We start from the raw sequence: 18817 nt of genomic DNA on the forward strand, positions 1-18817 counted from the left end.
CCACGGCGCGTGCGGAGCCGGCGTGCGTCGCTTCGTCGATACGGCGCTGCAGATCCGCGAGCTTGCCCGCGGTCGTGCGGATGTCGATGTCGTTCACTGGTTGTCTCACCCGAGCCTTGATGGTCAGAAAGTGTCGTGGGGGACGTGCACGCCCCAGATGTCGCGAAGGGCGTGGGACACCTCGCCGACGGTGGCGCGCTGCCGCAGCGCCTCGCGCATCGGGGGCAGCACGTTGTCCGTGCCCCGGGCGGCCTCCCGCACGGCGTCGAGGGCGCGCTCGACGGCGTCCTTGTCGCGGTCCTCGCGGAGCTTCGCGAGGCGTTCGCACTGGTCGATCTCGATCTGCGGGTCGACCCGGAGCGGCTCGTAGGGCTCCTCCTCGTCGAGCACGTACTTGTTGACCCCGACGACGGTGCGCTCCCCGTGGTCGATCTCCTGGGCGATGCGGTACGCGGACTTCTCGATCTCGGACTTCTGGAAGCCCTGCTCGATCGCGGCCACGGCGCCGCCCCGGTCCTCGACGGCCCGGATCAGCTCCACCACCGCGGCTTCGATGTCGTCGGTCATCGACTCCATGACGTAGGACCCAGCGAACGGATCGACGGTCTTGGTCACGTCGGTCTCGTAGGCGATCACCTGCTGGGTGCGCAGGGCGAGCCGGGCCGCCTTCTGGGTGGGCAGCGCGATGGCCTCGTCGTAGGAGTTGGTGTGCAGGGACTGCGTGCCGCCGAGTACCGCGCCCAGCCCCTGCAGGGCGACCCGGACGAGGTTGACCTCGGGCTGCTGCGCGGTCAGCTGCACGCCCGCGGTCTGCGTGTGGAAGCGCAGCATCTGCGACTTGGGGTTCTTCGCGCCGAACTCGTCGCGCATGACGCGGGCCCAGATGCGGCGCGCGGCGCGGAACTTCGCGATCTCCTCCAGCAGGGTGGTCCGGGCGACGAAGAAGAACGACAGCCGCGGGGCGAAGTCGTCGACGTCCAGGCCGGCGGCGATCGCGGTGCGCACGTATTCCTTGGCGTTGGCGAGGGTGAAGGCGATCTCCTGCACGGGTGTCGCACCCGCCTCGGCCATGTGGTAGCCGGAGATGGAGATCGTGTTCCAGCGCGGCAGCTCCCGGTGGCAGTAGGCGAAGATGTCGCTGATCAGCCGCAGGGACTGCTGGGGCGGGAAGATGTAGGTGCCGCGGGCGATGTACTCCTTGAGCACGTCGTTCTGGATCGTGCCGGTCAGCTGATCGCCGGCGACGCCCTGCTCGGCGGCGACGAGTTGGTAGAGCAGGAGCAGCGTCGAGGCCGGGGCGTTGATCGTCATCGACGTCGACACCTTGTCCAGCGGCAGCCCCTGGAACAGGGTCCGCATGTCCTCGATCGAGTCGACGGCCACGCCGACCTTGCCGACCTCGCCCCGGGCGATGGGCTCGTCGGAGTCGTAGCCCATCTGCGTCGGCAGGTCGAAGGCCACGCTCAGACCGCCGGTGCCCGCGTTCACCAGCTCGTGATAGCGCTCGTTGGACTCCTTCGCCGTGCCGAAGCCGGCGTACTGCCGCATCGTCCAGGGGCGGCCGGTGTACATGGACGGATACACGCCCCGGGTGAACGGGAACCGCCCCGGCGCGCCCAGCTCGGTGTCCGCGCCGGAACCCGCCGGCGACCAGCCGTCGTACACCGGTCGGATGGGCAGTCCGGACTCGCTCTCTGCAGCGGAACTCACGCCCCGACCTCCTTCGGTACTGAATACTTTGTAGACGGTACTCAGTACCATTGCGGTGGGCAAGTGGGCACCGGGTCTCGGGTCAGGGAAGGATGGGCGGTCATGAGCAAGGAACCCGCGCGGATCCGGCTGGCGAACGCCGCCTTCGCGCTCTTCGACGAGCGCGGATACGAGCAGACGACCGTCGACGACATCGCAGAACGGGCCGGAGTGGGACGGACGACGTTCTTCCGGCACTACCGGTCCAAGGAAGCGGTGATCTTCCCCGATCACGACCGGCTGCTGGAACTGATCAGGGACCGGTTGGCGACCTCCAGCCACAGCACCGCGCTGGTCGCCGTGTCCGACGCGGTCCGCCTGGTCCTGCTGCACTACATCGAGGAGGGCGACCTCGCGCGGCGGCGCTACGGGCTCACCAGCAAGGTGCCGGCCCTGCGCGACCGGGAGATCGCCAGCGTCGCGCGCTACCAGCGGCTGTTCCGCGAGTTCATCGCGGAGTGGATGGGGGATCCGACGACCTCGGCCTCCCTGAAGGCGGAACTCATGGCCGCCTCCGTGGTCGCGGCCCACAACCACGTGCTGCGCCGCTGGCTGCGGGGGGAGTCCCGAGAACCGGTGGCGGAGATGGACGAGGCGATGAGCGAGGTCCTCGCGCTCTTCCCGGCGCCCTCCACGCGCGAGGGCGCCGCCGACGCGGGCGGCACCACGATCGTCGCCTTCCGCACCGCGCAGGACCTCGATGCCCTGCTTCCCTCGCTGAGACGGCTCGTCGACGGCGGACCCGTGAGCTGAATCCCGCCCGTCGACCGGCCGGTGCGCCGCTCAGCAGGGCAGGTCGAGGGTGACGGCGCTGCCGTGCCCGGTGTTCTCGGCGTGCGCGGTGCCGCCGTGGGCGACGGCCACCGCCTGGACGAAGGCGAGTCCCAGGCCGGAGCCCTCGCCGGTGCGGCTCGCCTCGGCGCGGGCGAACCGGTCGAACGCCCGCGGCAGGAACCCGGGCGGGAAACCGGGCCCCTCGTCCGTGACGCGCAGCCGCAGCCGCCCGTCGTGGACGGCGGCCGTCAGGCGGACGGTCCCGGTGCCGTGGCGCAGGGCGTTGTCGAGCAGGTTGCCGATGGCGGGCCGCAGCCAGCGGGCGTCGGCGTCGATGTCCGTGTCGGCCGCCTCGACGCGCACGGCCCGCCCGGCCCGCTCGGCGGTGCGCAGGTGCGGGGCGACGGCGGCCCCGACGAGATCGGACAGGCGTACGGAGGAACGGGTGAGGTGCCGGCTGCTGCCGAGTTCCTCCAGGTCGAGCAGGGCGTTGGAGAGGTCGATCAGCCGCTGCACCTCGGTGTCCACGGAGCGCAGGGTCTCGGTGAGCTCCCCGGCGGAGCGGGGGCGGTGCAGCGCGACGTCCAGCTCGGCGCGCATCAGGGTCAGCGGGGTGCGCAGTTCGTGGCTGGCGTCCGCGACGAACCGGCGCTCGCGTTCGGCGGACGCCGCCAGGCGGTCGAGCATGTGGTTGAGGGTGTGCCCGAGCCGGGTTATCTCGTCGTCCCGGTCGGCGGGAACGTCGAGCCGCGTGTTCGGGGAGCCGTCGGCGAGGGCGGCGGCCCCGCCGCGGTAGCGCTCGACCGGGCGCAGCGCGGCGCGGGCCGTGCGGTAGCCGACGTAGGAAGCGGCGATCAGGGTCAGCGCGGAGGCGAAGGCGAGCTGGGCGAGGAGTTCGCGCAGCGCCTCGTCGCGGTGGCCGCGCCGGACGGCGGCGACCACGATCCGGGTCCGGCCGTCCGCCGTCACGCGCCTGGCCTGCAGCCGCAGCGTGTCCGCGGTGATGGGCAGCAGGGAGCCGACGTCACGCCGGACGGTGGCACCGCTCGCGACGGCGTTCAGCTCGGCGGGGGTGAGCAGCGGCTGCTGGCGCAGGGCGTCACTGGACCGCAGGACGCGGCCCTGTCCGTCGAGGACCTGCCGGAGGCTGCCGCTGGGGCCGGGCGGGAGCTGCGCTCCGGCGCCCACGGCCTGGTCGAGACTGCTCCGGTAGGTGGTGAGGTCGTCGTTGAGCTGCTGGTCCAGAGCGGTCTTGACCCGCCAGTAGACCAGCCCGGCGGTCCCGGTCAGGACCAGCGACATGGTGACGGCGACAGCCAGCACCAGGCGGGTGACGACGGGCAGCCTGCGCAGCCGGGCCCGCAGCCGGCCGCGCGCCCTCACGGCGCGGTCTCCAGGCGGTAACCGCGTCCGCGCAGCGTCGTGATCGTCGTACGGCCGAAGGCGCGGTCGACCTTGGCGCGCACCTTGGAGACGTGGACGTCGATGGCGTTGCTGCGCAGGTCGGTCTCGCCGTCCCAGACCTCGTCGAGCAGCAGGTGGCGGGTCACGACCCGGCCGGCGTTCTCCATCAGCACCCGCAGGACGTCGAACTCGCGGCGGGAGAGGTCGAGTTCGGTGTCCGCGCGCCAGGCCCGCTGCTGCTCGGGGTCCAGGACCAGATCACCGACCCGGAGGCGGCCGGAGCTGTCCGGGCGGCGCCGGGACAGGGCCCGCAGCCGGGCCATCAGCTCCTCCATGGCGAAGGGTTTGACCACGTAGTCGTCGGCGCCGGCGTCCAGTCCGGCGACCCGCTCGCTGATCGCGCCGCGTGCGGTCAGCAGGATCACGGGCACGTCGATGCCCTCGGCGCGCAGTGTGCGGCACACCTCGACCCCGTCCATGCCGGGCAGCATGACGTCCAGGACGACCGCGTCGACGCGGGGATCGCGGGCGGCGGCCAGTCCGGCCGGGCCGTCGTAGCGGCCTTCGGCGCTGTGGCCGGACTCGCCGAGGTAGCGGACGACCAGGTCGGTGAGGCGCGTCTCGTCGTCGACGACCAGGTAGTGCATGCCGGCCAGGCTAACCCGCCCGCGGCCCCGGCTCCGGCACCGGCCCCGGGCGGTGGAGACGGTCCGGAGGCGAGGCTCCGGGTGCGGAGAGAAGGCTTCATGGTCTGTTCATGTGCCGTCCCTACCGTCGTTCGCGTCGCGGTGCTCCGCGGGCCGCGACCGGCCCGCCGTCCGACGTGCCGTGACGGAAGGGACAGCCATGCACGCAGCGGCCTCGATGCTCGCCGCCAAGGGCATCACCGCCCATATCGCCCCCACGGACCTGACGACCCGCGGCGGCCTGGACGTCGTCGCCCTGCTGGTCCTGGTCGGGTGGCTCCACCGGCGCCGGCCCAGCGTACCGGCGATGCCGCTGGTCCTGGTCGCGCTGAACGTCGGCCTGTTCGCCGCGATGAGCACGATCAGCGCCGGGAAGTTCCCGGCCGGGGTGGGGTTCGGGCTGTTCGGCATCCTCTCCCTGGTCCGGCTGCGCAGCGCGGCGTTCACCCTGCGCGACGTCGCCTACACCTTCGTCGCGCTGGTCATCGCGCTGTGCACCGGGCTGCCGCAGCGCGACAGCTGGCTGGTCGTCTCGCTGGCCGTGCTGGTGCTCCTCGCGGTCCTGGTGGTCGACGACCCCAGGTCGTACCGGCCGCCGACCCGCAGCGTGAAGCTCACGCTGGACCGGATCTACGACGACCCCTCCCTGATCGCGCAGGACGTCGCGTTCCGCTTCGGGCAGGCGCCGCTGTCCGTGGTCGTCGACGAGGTCGACTACGTACGGGAGACCACCCGGGTCTCCGCCCGCTACCCGGCTCCACCGGACGAGCCCGCCACCGCCCCGGAGACCGAGCCGCGTGAGCGGGTGACGTCGTCGTGACGCAGGCGTCCGCTCTCACGGCCGCGCTCGGTCTGTCCGCCCTGCGGGGCGCCGCGCTCGCCGAGGTCGACGCGGCCGCCGCGCTGCAGCACCGCACCGACCGCAAGTACCTGGTCCCCCTGGACCGGGCCCGCGACGCCGTCCGGCTGCTCGCCGACCGCCACCACGTCCTCGACCTCGCCGGACGCCGTACGACGAGCTACCTCAGCACCTATTTCGACACCGAGCGGCTGGCCGCCTGGCGTGCCCACGTCCAGGGCCGGCGCCGCCGCTGGAAGGTCCGCACCCGCCTGTACGCGGAGGACGGACTGTGCCGGGTGGAGGTGAAGACCAAGGACGGCCGCGGCGCCACCGTCAAGCACGCACTGCGCGTCCCGGCCGCCGCCTACGGCGAACTGGGCGGGCAGGCCGCGGCCTTCGTGGACGAGGTGCTGGAACGGTCCGGCATCCCCGTCACGGCCGCGGACCTGTCTCCCTCCGCCGAGATCCGCTACGTCCGCGCCGCCCTCGCCGATCTGGACCACGGCACCCGCGTCACCCTCGACTCCGCCCTCACCTGCCACCACGGCGACCGCGGCGCCGCCCTCGACCCCGGGCAGGTGCTGGTGGAGACCAAGGGAGGCGCGCGGCCGGCCGTCGCCGACCGGCTGCTGCTGCGCCTGGGGGCCCGCCCGGTGTCGCTCAGCAAGTACGTCGTGGGCCGCTCCCTGCTCACCCCCGGCCTGCCCGACAACGACGTACGCCGCCTCGCCCGCACCCACTTCACCGTGCGGACGCGTACGGAACCCCTCCTCGAAAGGACCTCCGCCGCATGAAAGCCCCGCGCGGTATCCGCTGGCCCTACGCCGTGATCGCGCTGCTCGCCGTAGCCGCCGCCGCCTTCGGCCTGCTGTACCCGGCCGCCGCCTCGACCTCCGGGAAGAAGAAGCCCGGAGCCACCGAACGGATCAGGCAGAACCCGCCGCCCACCCTCTTCACCGACGCCGAGACCGCCGGGATCGGCAAGCAGGCGGCGGCCCAGCGCGGCAAGGCCGACGCCCTGTTCGCCCAGTGGAAGAAGGCGCACGGCACCACTCGCGACGACCGGGCGTTCGCCGCCTGGGCCGCCCGGCAGGTCCCCGCACCGCCCGCGGCGGCCGAGCGCACCACCGAACTCCACCAGGTGCAGCGACTCGCCGGGACCCGCACCGCCGCCGGGGAGAAGGCCGCCACCTGGCTGGAACTCCACGGCAAGAAGGACATCTGGAAGCTCTACCTGCACGACCAGCGCGAACTGATCCCCGCCCGGCGCGGTGCGGCGGAGAAGGCCGAACTCAAGGCGGCCCTGAAACTGGCCAAGACGATCAGCGACCGGGTCGCCGCCCGGGACCGGCAGCCGGCCCCCTTCGTCCTGGACCCGAGCCTGCGCCGGGACAAACACCTCAAGCCCGGTGCCAAGGGCCCCTACTCCTACCCCTCCCGCCACGCCACCCGTGCCGCGGCGGCCGTCACCTTCCTCGGCGCCCTCTCCCCGCACCGCGCGGCGGACTACCGGTGGATGCAGGACGAAGTGCTCTACTCCCGCCTCTACATGGCCGGCCACGTCCCCAGCGACCTCACGGCCGGCACCCTGCTCGGTGACCTGATCGGCGACTACGAACTCCTCGTCGGCGGCCACTGACGCGCCCGCGTGAGCCCGGTTCCACGCCTGCGGAGGCGCGGGCGTGGAACCGGGCCCCGCGGGCCGCGCCGGTCAGGCCGGCGGCTGGGCGGCGTGCAGCTTGATGGCTGGGTAGCCGAGCTCCAGGGCCTGGCCGGCGATGTCGAGGTACTCCTCGGTCGAGGAGTGGGTGACCGTGGAGGCGTAGGCCGGGATGGAGGTGCGGTAGCCGCCGAGGAACTGCCAGGTGGGCAGGCCGGCGAGCCGTCCCGCCAGGTCCCACAGCGCGGTGTCGACCAGGCCGAGCAGATAGAGGGGGAGCTCCTCGGTACGGTCCAGCTCCCACATCCGGTGCCACAGCCACTCGCGCTGCAGCGGGTCCTGGCCCACCAGCTCCTCCCGCAGTACGCGGTCCAGGAGATCGGCGAGCATGACGGCGGTGCCGCGGCGCGGCGCCATGGCGACCCCTTCGCCCCCCTGTTGGTGCGGATCCGCAGGACCGCGGCCTCACCCTCGGCCGGGCTGCCGTGCAGTCCCTGCCTCCATACGAACGGCGGATCGGCCGCGGGGACGCGGACTCTCGCGCACGCCGTTGTCGACGCTGACCGACCGGGTGGTCGCCGGTTTCTTCCCGCCCGGCTCGGCGCTGCCGTCCGAGCCGGAGCTGTGCGAGACCTTCGGGGTCAGCCGCACCACCGTCCGGGAGGCCGTGAAGGCGCTGGAGGCCAAGGGCCTGGTCCACGCCCGCCAGGGCTCGGGGACCACGGTGGCCGCCCAGGAGGAGTGGAACCTGCTGGACCCGGTGGTGCTCGCGGCGACCTTCCAGCACGACGACGAACTCGTCGTCCTCGACCAGCTGGTCGGGATCCGCTCGGCGCTGGAGTCGCAGATGGCCGCCCAGGCGGCCGCGGTGGCCGACGAGGCCGACCTGCGCGCCATCCAGGAGGTGCTGGACCGGATGGACGGGGAGACCCGCACCCCGCAGCGGTTCATCGAGACCGACGTGGCCTTCCACGCGGCCGTCATGCAGGCGTCAGGCAACCGGCTGGGGCAGTCCTTCGTCCGGATCGTGCACACCCAGGCACGGACCACCAGCCTCTACAACGGCACCCCCGACGAGAGGGCCTGCGCGACCGCGAACGCCGAACACCGGCGCATCGTGGAACGGCTGGCCGCCCGCGACGCCGAGGGCGCCGCCCGCGCCATGGCCGCCCACATCGAGCAGGCCTGGCAGCGCCGCCGCTTCCCCGCCTCCCGCTCGTCGGCCGTATAGGTCCCGCACGCCCGCACGCCCCTGCCCACACCCCCGGCAGGGTGGGCCGACTCGTCCTCCGGTAGGCGAGCGGCTCGTCCGCCGCTGCCCTCCGGACATCCCGTGCCCGGGGCAGCGCCCCGCCGTCGCGTGCGGCGCCCGCGCGTCCCTCCACGGGGTGACCGTGCCCGACGCCCCGCGTGTCCGCGCCCCACGCCCGGCCTGCCGTGCCCCCGGCCTTCCGTTGCCCGCGCCCGGCCTTCCGTACCCCCGGCCTTCCGTGCCCGTGTCCGCGCCCCGCGCCCGGCCCCCGCGCCCCGGACATGCGGTCGCGGTGGTCTCCGGCGCCTGCGAACGGTGTGCGCAGCCGCGCGACGGGTTCACCGGCGTCGGCTCCCGGCCCGGAACGAGCGCCATCCCGCCGACCCGCGCCCGGCGTCGACGGCCCGGCTGTCCACCCGGACCGGTCGGCCGTCGGGGCGGGAGCACAGGGAGCGATATCCCGTCACGAGGCAATAGATCGACTTTGCCGGCGCTCCCTTCGCGTGCGTCGCCGAATGGACTTTCGGCATCAGGACGCTCTATGGCTAATATCAGGCCACCAACCGCTACTGCCTGGCGCGATCTCGTCACAGTACGGCTGAACAGTGACGAGGAGAGTGTCTCGCGCGTGAGTGGATCGAGCAGGATCGGACGCCGCGGAGCGGACGGTTCGCGGGCCGGCCGCCGACGGACGGGCCCGACCGACAGGCAGCCGTCGACGGCCGGTGAACGCCGCCTGCCGCTGCGCACGGTGCTGCTGGTGCTGCTGCTCGTGCCGAGCGTGGCGCTGGTCGCGCTGTGGGGCGTGGCCACGTACCGACTCGGCGACCAGTACCGCAAACTGAACGCCCAGCAGAACCTGAGCATGACCGTCGCCCCGGTGAACGCGGCCCTGTTCAGCGCTCTGGAGCAGGAACGGCGGCTGACCGCGGAGGCGCTGGCCTCGCCCCGGACGGCCCGGGCGGCCCTGGTCCGGCAGCGCACGGTCACCGACCGGGCGGTCAAGGCCTTCCGGCCGCTGGCCTCGCTGGACACCGGCGGCGGTCAGCAAGGGCTCGACGACGCGCTCGCCCGGACGGCGAAGGCGACCGGCCGGCTCGCACGGGAACGCCGTGCGGTGGACGCCGGCACCGTGGGCCAGGACCACGCGTTCGCCTACTACACCGAGGCCGTCGACGCCAGCATCAAGGTCTTCGCCGTGCTGTCCCACGGCACCAACGGCGAGGTGACCGGCCTGGCGCAGGTCCTGTTCGACATCAACGGGGTCATGGACATGATTGGCCGCGAGGACGCGCTGCTCGCCCGGGGCTGGGCGTCGGGCCGACTGTCGGCCGAGGACTACGACCTGGTCACCGACGCCATCGGCACCCACGAGTACCTGCTGGACGCGCGCGTGGCGCCGAACCTCACCCCGGCGGAGAGCCGGATGTACGGGGAGATGACCGACAGCAAGGCGTGGAAGAGCCGGGTCGCCGTCGAGGAACGGCTGCAGGCCTCCGCCGTCGGTGGTGACGGTGCGGCGCTGCCGCGGGCCCGGGCCCAGTGGCGGGCCGCGACGGACGCCTCGATCAGCGGGCTGAACGAGCTCACCCGCGTCCACTTCGGTGTCTCCAGCGCCGCCGGCGCCGCCGAAGTGGGACGGCTGCGGCTGTTCCTGTTCTCCGCCTCCGCCCTGGGCCTGTTCGCGATCACCCTGGTCGTGCTGGTGACCTGGCGGCTGACCGCGACACTGCGCCGACGGGTCTCGGCGCTGCGCGACCAGGCGCAGGACCTGGGGCAGCGGCTGCCGCAGGTGGTCGCCCGGCTCGAACGGGGCGAGGACGTGGACGTCGACGCCGAGGTGCCGGTGCTGACCCCGGCGTCGGACGAGTTCGGCGAACTGAGCCGCGCGCTGAACACCGCCAGCCGCAGCGCGGTGCACACCGCGGTGCGCCAGGCCGAGCAGCACCGTGGCTTCGAGCGGCTGCTGCAGCGCATCGCGCGCCGCACCCAGCTGCTGATCGGCCTGCAGCTGAAGAAGCTGGACGAGCTGGAGCGCCGGCACGAGGACCCGCAGCTGCTGGAGGGGCTGTTCGACCTGGACCACCTCACCGCCCGGCTGCGCCGCTACGAGGAGAACCTGGTGATCCTCGGCGGCGGCCAGCCGCGGCGCCACTGGCGCAGACCGGTGCCGCTGCTGGACGTCCTGCGCGCCGCGCAGGGTGAGGTGCAGGACTACCGGCGCATCGCGATCGACGTCGAGGGCCGCCCATGGGTCTCCGAGCGAGCGGTGGGACCGCTGATCCACATCCTGGCCGAGCTGATGGAGAACGCGACCGCGTTCTCCAAGCCGCCGACCCCCGTCGAGATCAAGGCGGCGCCGGTCAGCCGGGGCATCGCGGTGGAGATCGAGGACCGCGGGCTGGGCATGGACGCCGAACAGTACGAGGCCGTCAACGCCCTCATGCACACGCCCCCGCAGCTGGACGTGATGACCCGCGCCGACGACGTGCGCCTGGGCCTGTACGTGGTGGCCCGCCTGTCTGCGGGCCTGGGCCTGCAGGTGGAACTGCGGCCGTCGGCGTTCGGCGGCACCCGCGTCATCGTCCTCGTCCCGCAGGCCCTGGTGGCCGAACGGCCCCGGTCGGTGGCGGACGCCGCCGACAGCCCGTCGCCGGACGACACCGGTGCCGCCCTCCCTCCGCCGCGCGGGCCCGTCGACCCCCGCCCGGCGGACGGCTCGCAGCGCGCGGACGGCCCGTACGGCCTGCCGGTGCGGTCGCGGGGACGGGCGATGGCCGACGTCACCGCGCCCGCGCCGGCCCCCGCGGACCCGCCGGCCACGCCGGAGGCGCCGGCCGGACCCGCCCCGCTGCCTCGCCGGACGCGTCAGGCCAGTCTGGTGGCCGAGCTGCGGGTGCCGACCCCGCAGGAGCCCCCGGCCTCCCAGGACCCGCCCACCGCCCCGGCCCGCTCCGGCGCCACCATCGGCGCCTTCCAGCGGCAGTCCCGCAAGAACCGCGCCGCAGGCGCCCGGCCGTCCGAGCCCGGCGCCGACCAGCCCGATCCCTCCACGACGGAAGACCGAGGATGACTCAGCGAACCATCGCCACCGACGCAGACCTGGACTGGCTCCTCGACGGACTGGTCGACCAGGTCGCCGGCACCCGGCATGCCGTCGTGCTGTCCGACGACGGTCTGGTGATCAGCCGTTCGAAAACCATCGAGCGCTCCGAGGCGGAGCGCCTGGCCGCGATCGCCACCGGTCAGCAGAGCCTGGCCCGTGGCGTCGGGCAGCTCTTCCGGGGCGGTCCGGTCCACCAGGTCATCGTCGAGATGGCCGACCTGTGGCTGTTCGTCACCGCGGCCGGCCGGGGCACCCACCTGGCCGTCGTCGCCTCCCAGGAGGTCGATGCCGAAGTGATGGCGGTCGCCATGCACACGCTGGTCCAGCAGGTGGGCCAGAAGCTGGGCACCGACGCACGTACCCCGCAGTCCGCACCGACCCCGCCCGCCGGTCCCGGGGCCGGGGCATGAGGCATTGGACGGAGGAGCTCGACGACGACGCCGACCAACCGCTGGTCCGCCCCTACACCATCACCGGCGGCCGCACCACCGCCGGCCGTGACGACCTGACCCTGATCACCCTGATCACGGCACTGCCCGTCGTCGGCGCGGACCCCGCGGCCGACCGGCAGGCACTGCAGCCGGAACACCGCACCGTCCTGCGGCTGTGCGCGCACGGGCCGGTCGCGGTGGCCGAGATCGCCGCCGAACTGGACCTGCCGGTCTCGGTGACCAAGATCCTCATCGGTGACCTGATCGACGCCGGGCGAGTACGGGCCCGGCCGCCCCTGGCCTTCGCGCAGAACGGCAACCTCCCCGACATGACCATCCTTGAGGCGGTGAGAAATGGGCTCCGCGGGCTCTGATCCGGCGCAGACGGCCCAGGCCGTGAAGATCCTGGTCGCCGGCGGCTTCGGCGTCGGCAAGACCACCATGGTCGGCGCGGTCAGCGAGGTCGCCCCCCTCCACACGGAGGAGTACCTGACCCGTGCCAGCGTCGGAGTGGACGACCTGGCCGGCGTCGGCGCCAAGACCACCACCACCGTGGCGCTGGACTTCGGACGCATCACCATCAGCGACGAACTGGTGCTCTACCTGTTCGGCACCCCCGGCCAGGAACGCTTCTGGTTCATGTGGAACGACCTGGTGCACGGCGCCCTGGGAGCGGTGGTGCTGGCCGACACCCGCCGCCTGGAGGTCAGTTTCGCCTCCATCGACTTCTTCGAGAGCCGCGGCATCCCGTTCGTCGTCGCGGTCAACTGCTTCCACAACGTCCGCGACCGCACGCCCCAGGAGGTCCGCACCGCCCTGGACCTGGACCCGCAGGTCCCTGTCGTGATGTGCGACGCACGCGAACCGGCCGACGGCCGCGAGGTCCTGCTCGCCCTGATCGAACACCTCATGGCCCGGCACCCGTCGCCCCGGCCGACCGCCTGAAGTGCTCCGGCGGGCTCACCGGGGCGTCAGCCGCCCGCGCGCGAGCAGGCTCGTGCCGCCCGGCGGGCGCGGTGTTCGCCGGGCGGCATGCCGTAGCCGGAACGGAAAGCGGGGTGACGGCAGGTGCTGTGGCGCAGCAGCGCGGCGACCGCCGGCGGGGCCTCGCCGGGCGGCCGTACCACCATGATCTTCCAGTGCGGCGCATGCCGGTCGGACCGGTACCGGGGCAGATCGGGGAGGCGGTCCGCGATCGACTCGGGCATGATGCAGACGCCCAGGTCGTTGCGGACCAGCTCGGCCGCCGCGCCGATGCCGTTCACCTCGAACGTGGCGCTGCGGTCGACGCCCGCGGCCCGGAAGACCCGGTCCACCGTGTAGCGGATGGCCCAGCCGGGGGTGAAGTCCACCAGGGGCAACCGAGCGACGTCGGCGAGCCGGACCTCGCCGTTCGGCGCCGCCTCGGCGAGCGCCCTCCGGGGCGCCGCCGGCAGCACCATGTCCTCGCGGGACAGCAGCCGGGTCGCGAGCCCCCGTTGCGGCCGGCGGTCCGGCGCCACCACCGCCAGATCCACGGTGCCCTCGCGCAGTGCCTGCCGGATGTCGGCGACGGCCGCCTGCCGCAGCCGCACGACCACGCCCGGATGCTCCGCACGCAGCGCGGCCAGGGCGTGGTGGAGCCCCGCCCACACCCCCTGCATCGTGCCGACCGTCACCCGCCCGCACAGCTGCCCCCGTACGGCGTCGACGGCCTCCCGGGCCAGTTCGGCGGCCCGGAGCGTCGCACGGGCGGCGGGGACGAACGACTCACCGGCCGGGGTGAGGGGGACACGGTGCGTGGTGCGGCCGAACAAGGGGGGTGCCCAGTTCGCGTTCGAAGGCGCGGATCTCCCGGCGCACTGCGCCCGCCTACGAGGGCACGGCGGCCCGGCCGACCCGCGAGGACGTGCGCCGTGCTGGACACGGCGGACTGGACCACGTGCGGCCGGCGTGATTGCGCCGTGAACCCGCCGGTGTCCGCCACCGCGACGACGACCTCCATCTGCCGCAGATCCATCATCCGCTCCCGGTCCAGCGGCGTTCCGTCCGGCGCGAGGGCGGCCCGGCGCCGATCTTCGCTGCGCGGACCCCTTGCCGTGGCTTCCCGGCTGCCGGCCGGTGTCACGGGTTCGCGGTGTCCGGCTCGGCCGCCGTGCGAGGTCGGCGCTCGGTGGTCCAGTGGACGAGCGCGATCAGGGGAAGAGCGGCGCCGAGGACGGTCAGGGCGGTCCAGCCGCCGGCGTGGTAGACGGCGGAGCCGAGCTGGGAGCCGACCGCGCCACCGACGAAGAACATGGCGATGAAGGCGCTGTTGAGGCGGGCTCGCGCGGCGGGGTCGAGCTGGTAGACCGTGTGCTGGCCGAGGATCAGGGTGGTCTGCACGGCCATGTCGATGACGATCGCGGCCACGGCGATCAGCACGATGCTGTGCCCGCCGAACCCGGCGAGCGCGAAGGCCAGCGCGGCCGCCAGGAAGGCTGCGCCGGTGATCGGGCGGACGAGCCCGCGGTCGGCCCAGTGGCCGGCGAACGGAGCCACGGCCGCGCCGGCCGCGCCGACGAGGGCGAACACGCCGACCCCGATCGGGGAGTAGTCGAAGCGGGGGCCGGTCAGCACGAAGGAGACCGTGGTCCAGAAGGCGCTGAAGGCGCCGAACATCGCCGCCTGGTAGAGACCGCGCCGCGTCAGTGCCGGGTGCGTGCGCACCAGCCGGACGGTGGAGCGCAGTACGTGGTGGTACGGCAGGGCCGTGGTCGGCGCGTGCCGGGGCAGGGCAAGCCGCAGGGCCAGCGCGAGCACGGCCATCAGGGCGGCGGAGCCGAGGAAGACGACGCGCCAGCCGGCGAGGTCGGACACCACGCTGCTCAGGGTGCGGGAGAGCAGGATCCCGGTGAGCAGTCCGCTCATCACCCGGCCGACGACGCGGCCGCGGGCGTGGTCGGGCGCGAGGCCGGCGGCGAACGGCACGAGGATCTGGGCGACGACCGAGGTGGCCCCGCTGACCAGCGAGGCGATCAGCAGCATGGGAAAGCCGGTGGCGAGCCCCGCCGCGACGAGGGCGAGCGTCGTGACCGTCAGCAGGACGGTGACCAGGCTGCGCTTCTCCAGCCGGTCGCCGAGCGGGACCAGGAAGAGCATGCCGATCACGTAGCCGACCTGGGTGAGCGTGATCAGCGTGCCGGTGGTGGCCGTGCTGGTGTGGAAGACACCGCTCAGCGAGGACAGCAGGGGCTGGGCGTAGTAGAGGTTGGCGACCGTCATGCCGGAGGCGACGGCCAGCAGCGCGACCAGCCACCCCGGTACGCCGTGCGGGGCGGTCGCGGGCCGGTGCGGGGTCCTGAGCTCGGACGATGCGGACATGTGCGCCTTCTTGAAGGAGCGGGCCGGGGGACCGGCGCGGGCGGACGTGCTGGGGAACGGCCGGCAGCTTCCTCGATGCCGTCGCACAGGCCTCAGCGTGATCCGCCCCTCGCTTCTTCCTCCCTCGCCGCGATGGTTCGGGATATCGGTCATCGCGATCGGAGATGGACGCCGGGTGGTCCGCGATACGGGGTGAGGCCGGCGACCGGGGAGACGGCGAGTACGGAGGCGGGACCGGAAGGCGGCCACCGCGCCGGCGGTCTGTGCCGCGCGGCACGCGGTCGGCGGCCGGGACCGGGACCTTCGGGTGCGCGGGCCGCCGGAGCCGACGTGCCGCTCACCCGTCCGGACGTGCTGGGCGGGCCATGGCGGCGGGCGGCGGTCAGCATGGGCGGGGTGCCGTCCGGTGGACGAGGGGAGACGTATGACCGACACCGACGTCGACGCAGCCGGTGGACACCGGCGCCCCCGAGGACGCCACGACCCGGGTCCCGGTCCCGTGGACCTGAGGCGTCTCGGGGCGAACCCCGACCACTGGTATCCGGTCGCCCTGTCGAGGAACGTGCGCAGGGGCCGGGTGATCGCCACCGCCTTCGCCGGTGAACGCATCGCGCTCTACCGTGGCGAGAGCGGCACGGTCCACGCGCTGGAGGACCGGTGCGCCCACCGGCAGGTGCCGCTGAGCATGGGAGTCGTGGACGGTGAGGTGCTCCGCTGCTGCTACCACGCGTGGGCCTACCGGGGAGACGGCCGGATCTCGCAGATCCCCTACCTGTCCAAGGGCGACGGCCGGCCGCCGCGCGGCGTGCGCGGCTACCCCGTCCAGGAGGCCTACGGCCTGGTGTACGTGTTTCCCGGCGACCCGGGGAAGGCATCGGCCACCGCGCTGCCCGTGCTGCCGGCGTTCGGCTCGCCCCGGTACCGGACCATGACCTTCTCCCGGTCGGTACGCTGCCACTACTCGTTCATGCACGAGAACCTGCTCGACATGAACCACCAGTTCCTCCACCGGGGCGTGGTCGGCAGACTCCACCCCGAACTGCTGGAACACCGGACGTCCGCACGGTCCGTGGAGGCCAGGTACCTGTTCACCCATGCCGGCGGGAAGCGCAACCTCGGTGCCGGTCTGCTGGCCGGCGAGGGCCTGCGCGGCGGCGATTCCGCCGACGTGATGACCATCCGGACCGAATACCCGTACCAGACGCTCGACCTGGTCCCGGAGAACGCCGAGCGTCCCGCGTTCCGCCTCTGGGCGGCGTACGTGCCCGAGGACGCCGAGCAGCGCACCTGCCGCGCCTACGGGCTGCTCATGATCGAGAAGCCCCGGGTGCCCGGCGTCCTTCATCTGGCCTGGCCGTTGATCAGGCGCTTCACCGAGCGGGTGTTCGCCGAGGACCGCATGGCCGTGGAAGCCGAGCAGCGGGCGTGGGACGAGCAGGGTGAGGACCGCAACCAGGAGGTCTTCCCCCTGATCCTGGACGTCCGCGAAGTGCTGCGGGCCAACGGCGTCCCGCTTCCCGGCGGGTGCCGGCCTGCCGCGTGCGGGACCACCCCACCGTGTGACTCCCCTGCGTCCGACGGCCCGGCGCCGACCGACGGCCACAGCCGCCCGGTCCCGGGCGCGACCGCCACTCCGCGCCGGACCGGGAACGAGGAGTGCGGTTGACCGACGAAGCGATGGCCTCGTCGCCGCACCGGACGCGTACCTCGAAGGCTGAGCACGGAAGCACGCAGTGGGCCTCGGCGGCCGGATTCCGTTCCCCCGTGACTGACAGGTGCATGCAATATCTGGATCATGGTTGCTGACGTTCTGCCCTCATGTGACTGACGGCGTGTCAGTCATGCCTGATGGAAAGGCTCCAGATGGGAAGACCCTCCCGCAGGGCGCGCTTCGTCGTCCGTGCGTTGCTGACCGGCGTGCTGCTCGGCCTCGTACCGGTGTCGAACGCCGCCCCCGCCGCGGCGGCGGACGATCCCACCACCGCCTACGAAGCGGGTATGCCGGACGACAACTTCGACGACGAGGGCGCCGGGGAACAGGACGACTTCGCCGGCGCCACCTCCACCGGGACCTCCACACTGGTCGCGGGGCGCGCCGGGGATTTCCAGCTGAAGAAGGGCGGCGACCTCAGCGGGTTGGTGTCGCAGCTGGACGCCGCACTGCCCAAAGAGACCCTCACCGACCTCATGAAGGTGGAGAACACCAACCGGGACGCCGCCTGGGACGACGGATGCGGCACCAGGACGATCTACGACTCCGACCTGGCGCCCTACCACCGCGTCTGCTGGAAGAGCGACGACGCCACGTCCACGGAGTGGGTGCCGCAGGCCATCACCGGTATCTCGGACGCCCAGGAGGACGAGACCTGGGGGACCTCCGACTCCGACCCGCTGGCCGTCGCCTCCTACGACGCGCAGAACCCGGGACGCAGCGACTACGCCTCGGGCGGGCTCAACAACTGTCTGCTGTCCACCGCCGCCGACGCCTGCAACGAGAAGGGCGTCCGCGTCAGCTTCTTCAACACGACCTCGCACGAGTACCGGCACGTGCTGCTGGTCTGGCCCTACGTCAACTCCAAGAACCACATCTCGTTCGACGCCCTGCACGCGCGCGAGGGCTCGTGCGTGTCGGTCGTGACGTCGTCCTGCGCTGCGCAGAACGGCATCCACGCGGGCGGCATGGCCTGGTACGGCAACTACCTGTACGTCGCCGACACCGCCAACGGGCTGCGGGTGTTCGACATGCGCCAGATCCTGGACCTCAACCCGGACAACGACGACGCGGTCAACGACCCGACGCCCGACGGGCTGACGAGCGACGTCACGCAGAAGAAGCTGATCGGCCGCCAGAGCAACGTCTGGTACAGCTTCGGCTACCGGTACGTCATGCCCCAGGTCGCCTCGCTGAAGATGACCGCGGCGAGGAACAGCGGGAGCGCGGCCGAAAGCCAGTGCTACTCGACCGGCCGTCCCAAGGTGTCGTACGTGTCCCTGGACCGCACCGGCACCGACCACCTGGTCATCGGTGAGTACTGCAACCTCAACGCCGGCGGCGACAGTCCCGGCCGGGTCGCCACCTACCCGATGACCGCGCTGACGACAGCCGTCGAAGGCGCGGCCGGCACCCTCGCCGACGCGGACGCCGCCTACGGCCTGCCGGCCACCGGGACGTTCAACGGCGAACCCCTGTGGCACAAGATCCAGGGGGTCATGCGGTACGAGGGCAAGTGGTACTTCCACCGCAGCAACGGCTACAGCACCGGCCGCCTGTTGCAGGCGACCGTGCAGACGGTCGACGGCGCCGACCGCCTCGTCGCCGCTTCGACCGTCCTGAAGTCGGCCATCGGCCCCGAGGACCTGTACCTGACACACGGCAGGGGCACCGGTCTCGCGCCTCAGCTCTGGTCACTGAGCGAGCACGCGTCGAGCGCCTGCTCGTCGTGCAAGCGGGAGGTCTACAGCTACCCGATGAGCGATGTGATCGGCGGATTCGGTTCCTAGGAGTTGTCGTCAAATGTCACGCCCACATCAGCAGGGCTGCGAGGGTGACGGCTGCTTGGTAGGACTCGGCG

General features: G+C 72.8%; 17 protein-coding genes. 11 read left to right on the top strand and 6 right to left on the bottom strand.

Annotated features, from left to right (window positions below; genetic code table 11):
- Positions 1 to 123 precede the first annotated feature (123 nt).
- Entirely contained in the window at positions 124 to 1710 is a 1587-nt protein-coding gene (locus VKA29_RS13265; RefSeq protein WP_324785676.1) for an acyl-CoA mutase large subunit family protein, read from the bottom strand.
- A gap of 102 nt (positions 1711 to 1812) precedes the next feature.
- Between VKA29_RS13265 and VKA29_RS13270 the strand changes: the two genes are divergently transcribed.
- Positions 1813 to 2502, top strand: coding sequence for a TetR/AcrR family transcriptional regulator (locus VKA29_RS13270; protein ID WP_324785677.1), 690 nt, complete (start codon positions 1813 to 1815; stop codon positions 2500 to 2502).
- A 30-nt stretch (positions 2503 to 2532) separates the two neighbouring features.
- On the opposite strand, the gene VKA29_RS13275 is transcribed toward VKA29_RS13270, so the two are convergent.
- Both VKA29_RS13275 and VKA29_RS13280 read right to left on the bottom strand, forming a co-directional pair.
- Positions 2533 to 3906, bottom strand: coding sequence for a HAMP domain-containing sensor histidine kinase (locus tag VKA29_RS13275; protein ID WP_324785678.1), 1374 nt, complete (start codon positions 3904 to 3906; stop codon positions 2533 to 2535).
- A complete protein-coding gene (locus VKA29_RS13280; protein ID WP_324785679.1) occupies positions 3903 to 4574 on the bottom strand; it encodes a response regulator transcription factor in 672 nt (223 codons plus the stop codon). The genes VKA29_RS13275 and VKA29_RS13280 overlap by 4 nt, the downstream gene beginning before the upstream one ends.
- A gap of 199 nt (positions 4575 to 4773) precedes the next feature.
- Between VKA29_RS13280 and VKA29_RS13285 the strand changes: the two genes are divergently transcribed.
- The 3 genes from VKA29_RS13285 to VKA29_RS13295 are packed head-to-tail and all read left to right on the top strand — an operon-like array spanning position 4774 to position 7093.
- Entirely contained in the window at positions 4774 to 5433 is a 660-nt protein-coding gene (locus tag VKA29_RS13285; RefSeq protein ID WP_324785680.1) for a DUF4956 domain-containing protein, read from the top strand.
- Positions 5430 to 6248 (top strand): polyphosphate polymerase domain-containing protein, encoded by an 819-nt coding sequence (locus VKA29_RS13290; RefSeq protein WP_324785681.1) that lies wholly within the window; start codon positions 5430 to 5432, stop codon positions 6246 to 6248. Before VKA29_RS13285 ends, VKA29_RS13290 begins: the two co-directional genes overlap by 4 nt.
- The gene (locus VKA29_RS13295; RefSeq protein WP_324785682.1) at positions 6245 to 7093 is read left to right on the top strand and encodes a phosphatase PAP2 family protein; all 849 of its coding nucleotides are present in this window, start codon (positions 6245 to 6247) and stop codon (positions 7091 to 7093) included. The genes VKA29_RS13290 and VKA29_RS13295 overlap by 4 nt, the downstream gene beginning before the upstream one ends.
- 72 nt (positions 7094 to 7165) lie before the next feature.
- Here VKA29_RS13295 and VKA29_RS13300 read toward each other — a convergent pair whose 3' ends face one another.
- Positions 7166 to 7531 carry a hypothetical protein gene (locus tag VKA29_RS13300; RefSeq protein WP_420718484.1) on the bottom strand — a complete coding sequence of 122 codons (366 nt, stop codon included), beginning with the start codon at positions 7529 to 7531 and terminating at the stop codon, positions 7166 to 7168.
- A 133-nt stretch (positions 7532 to 7664) separates the two neighbouring features.
- Between VKA29_RS13300 and VKA29_RS13305 the strand changes: the two genes are divergently transcribed.
- The 5 genes from VKA29_RS13305 (at position 7665) to VKA29_RS13325 (ending at position 12848) form a co-directional block, all read left to right on the top strand.
- Positions 7665 to 8345 (top strand): FadR/GntR family transcriptional regulator, encoded by a 681-nt coding sequence (locus VKA29_RS13305; protein ID WP_324785683.1) that lies wholly within the window; start codon positions 7665 to 7667, stop codon positions 8343 to 8345.
- Positions 8346 to 8994: 649 nt separating this feature from the next.
- Positions 8995 to 11439: a nitrate- and nitrite sensing domain-containing protein gene (locus VKA29_RS13310; protein WP_324785685.1), complete on the top strand. Its 2445-nt coding sequence runs from the start codon at positions 8995 to 8997 to the stop codon at positions 11437 to 11439.
- Entirely contained in the window at positions 11436 to 11882 is a 447-nt protein-coding gene (locus VKA29_RS13315; RefSeq protein WP_324785686.1) for a roadblock/LC7 domain-containing protein, read from the top strand. The genes VKA29_RS13310 and VKA29_RS13315 overlap by 4 nt, the downstream gene beginning before the upstream one ends.
- A complete protein-coding gene (locus VKA29_RS13320; RefSeq protein WP_324785687.1) occupies positions 11879 to 12277 on the top strand; it encodes a DUF742 domain-containing protein in 399 nt (132 codons plus the stop codon). The genes VKA29_RS13315 and VKA29_RS13320 overlap by 4 nt, the downstream gene beginning before the upstream one ends.
- Positions 12258 to 12848, top strand: coding sequence for a GTP-binding protein (locus tag VKA29_RS13325; protein ID WP_324785688.1), 591 nt, complete (start codon positions 12258 to 12260; stop codon positions 12846 to 12848). Before VKA29_RS13320 ends, VKA29_RS13325 begins: the two co-directional genes overlap by 20 nt.
- A 26-nt stretch (positions 12849 to 12874) precedes the next feature.
- Here the strand turns inward: VKA29_RS13325 and VKA29_RS13330 are convergent, their stop codons facing one another.
- On the bottom strand, positions 12875 to 13699 hold the full coding sequence (locus tag VKA29_RS13330; RefSeq protein WP_324785689.1) for a LysR substrate-binding domain-containing protein: 825 nt from the start codon (positions 13697 to 13699) through the stop codon (positions 12875 to 12877).
- A 307-nt stretch (positions 13700 to 14006) separates the two neighbouring features.
- Positions 14007 to 15245 carry an MFS transporter gene (locus VKA29_RS13335; protein WP_324785691.1) on the bottom strand — a complete coding sequence of 413 codons (1239 nt, stop codon included), beginning with the start codon at positions 15243 to 15245 and terminating at the stop codon, positions 14007 to 14009.
- 424 nt (positions 15246 to 15669) lie between these two features.
- On the opposite strand from VKA29_RS13335, the gene VKA29_RS13340 reads away from it, so the two are divergent.
- Complete coding sequence (locus VKA29_RS13340) at positions 15670 to 16911, top strand: aromatic ring-hydroxylating dioxygenase subunit alpha (protein WP_324785692.1); 1242 nt, start codon at positions 15670 to 15672, stop codon at positions 16909 to 16911.
- Between the two features lie 197 nt (positions 16912 to 17108).
- Positions 17109 to 18746: a hypothetical protein gene (locus VKA29_RS13345; RefSeq protein ID WP_324785693.1), complete on the top strand. Its 1638-nt coding sequence runs from the start codon at positions 17109 to 17111 to the stop codon at positions 18744 to 18746.
- Positions 18747 to 18817 lie beyond the last annotated feature (71 nt).

The organism is Streptomyces sp. H51, assembly GCF_035656535.1.
In the GTDB taxonomy this organism is placed as follows: domain Bacteria; phylum Actinomycetota; class Actinomycetes; order Streptomycetales; family Streptomycetaceae; genus Streptomyces.

Coding starts and splice junctions, on each gene's coding strand:
- VKA29_RS13270 (WP_324785677.1), top strand. CDS start 1,813: ATGAGCAAGGAACCCGCGCGGATCCGGCTGGCGAACGCCGCCTTCGCG.
- VKA29_RS13280 (WP_324785679.1), bottom strand. CDS start 4,574: ATGCACTACCTGGTCGTCGACGACGAGACGCGCCTCACCGACCTGGTC.
- VKA29_RS13285 (WP_324785680.1), top strand. CDS start 4,774: ATGCACGCAGCGGCCTCGATGCTCGCCGCCAAGGGCATCACCGCCCAT.
- VKA29_RS13295 (WP_324785682.1), top strand. CDS start 6,245: ATGAAAGCCCCGCGCGGTATCCGCTGGCCCTACGCCGTGATCGCGCTG.
- VKA29_RS13300 (WP_420718484.1), bottom strand. CDS start 7,531: ATGGCGCCGCGCCGCGGCACCGCCGTCATGCTCGCCGATCTCCTGGAC.
- VKA29_RS13315 (WP_324785686.1), top strand. CDS start 11,436: ATGACTCAGCGAACCATCGCCACCGACGCAGACCTGGACTGGCTCCTC.
- VKA29_RS13320 (WP_324785687.1), top strand. CDS start 11,879: ATGAGGCATTGGACGGAGGAGCTCGACGACGACGCCGACCAACCGCTG.
- VKA29_RS13325 (WP_324785688.1), top strand. CDS start 12,258: ATGGGCTCCGCGGGCTCTGATCCGGCGCAGACGGCCCAGGCCGTGAAG.
- VKA29_RS13335 (WP_324785691.1), bottom strand. CDS start 15,245: ATGTCCGCATCGTCCGAGCTCAGGACCCCGCACCGGCCCGCGACCGCC.
- VKA29_RS13340 (WP_324785692.1), top strand. CDS start 15,670: ATGACCGACACCGACGTCGACGCAGCCGGTGGACACCGGCGCCCCCGA.
- VKA29_RS13345 (WP_324785693.1), top strand. CDS start 17,109: ATGGGAAGACCCTCCCGCAGGGCGCGCTTCGTCGTCCGTGCGTTGCTG.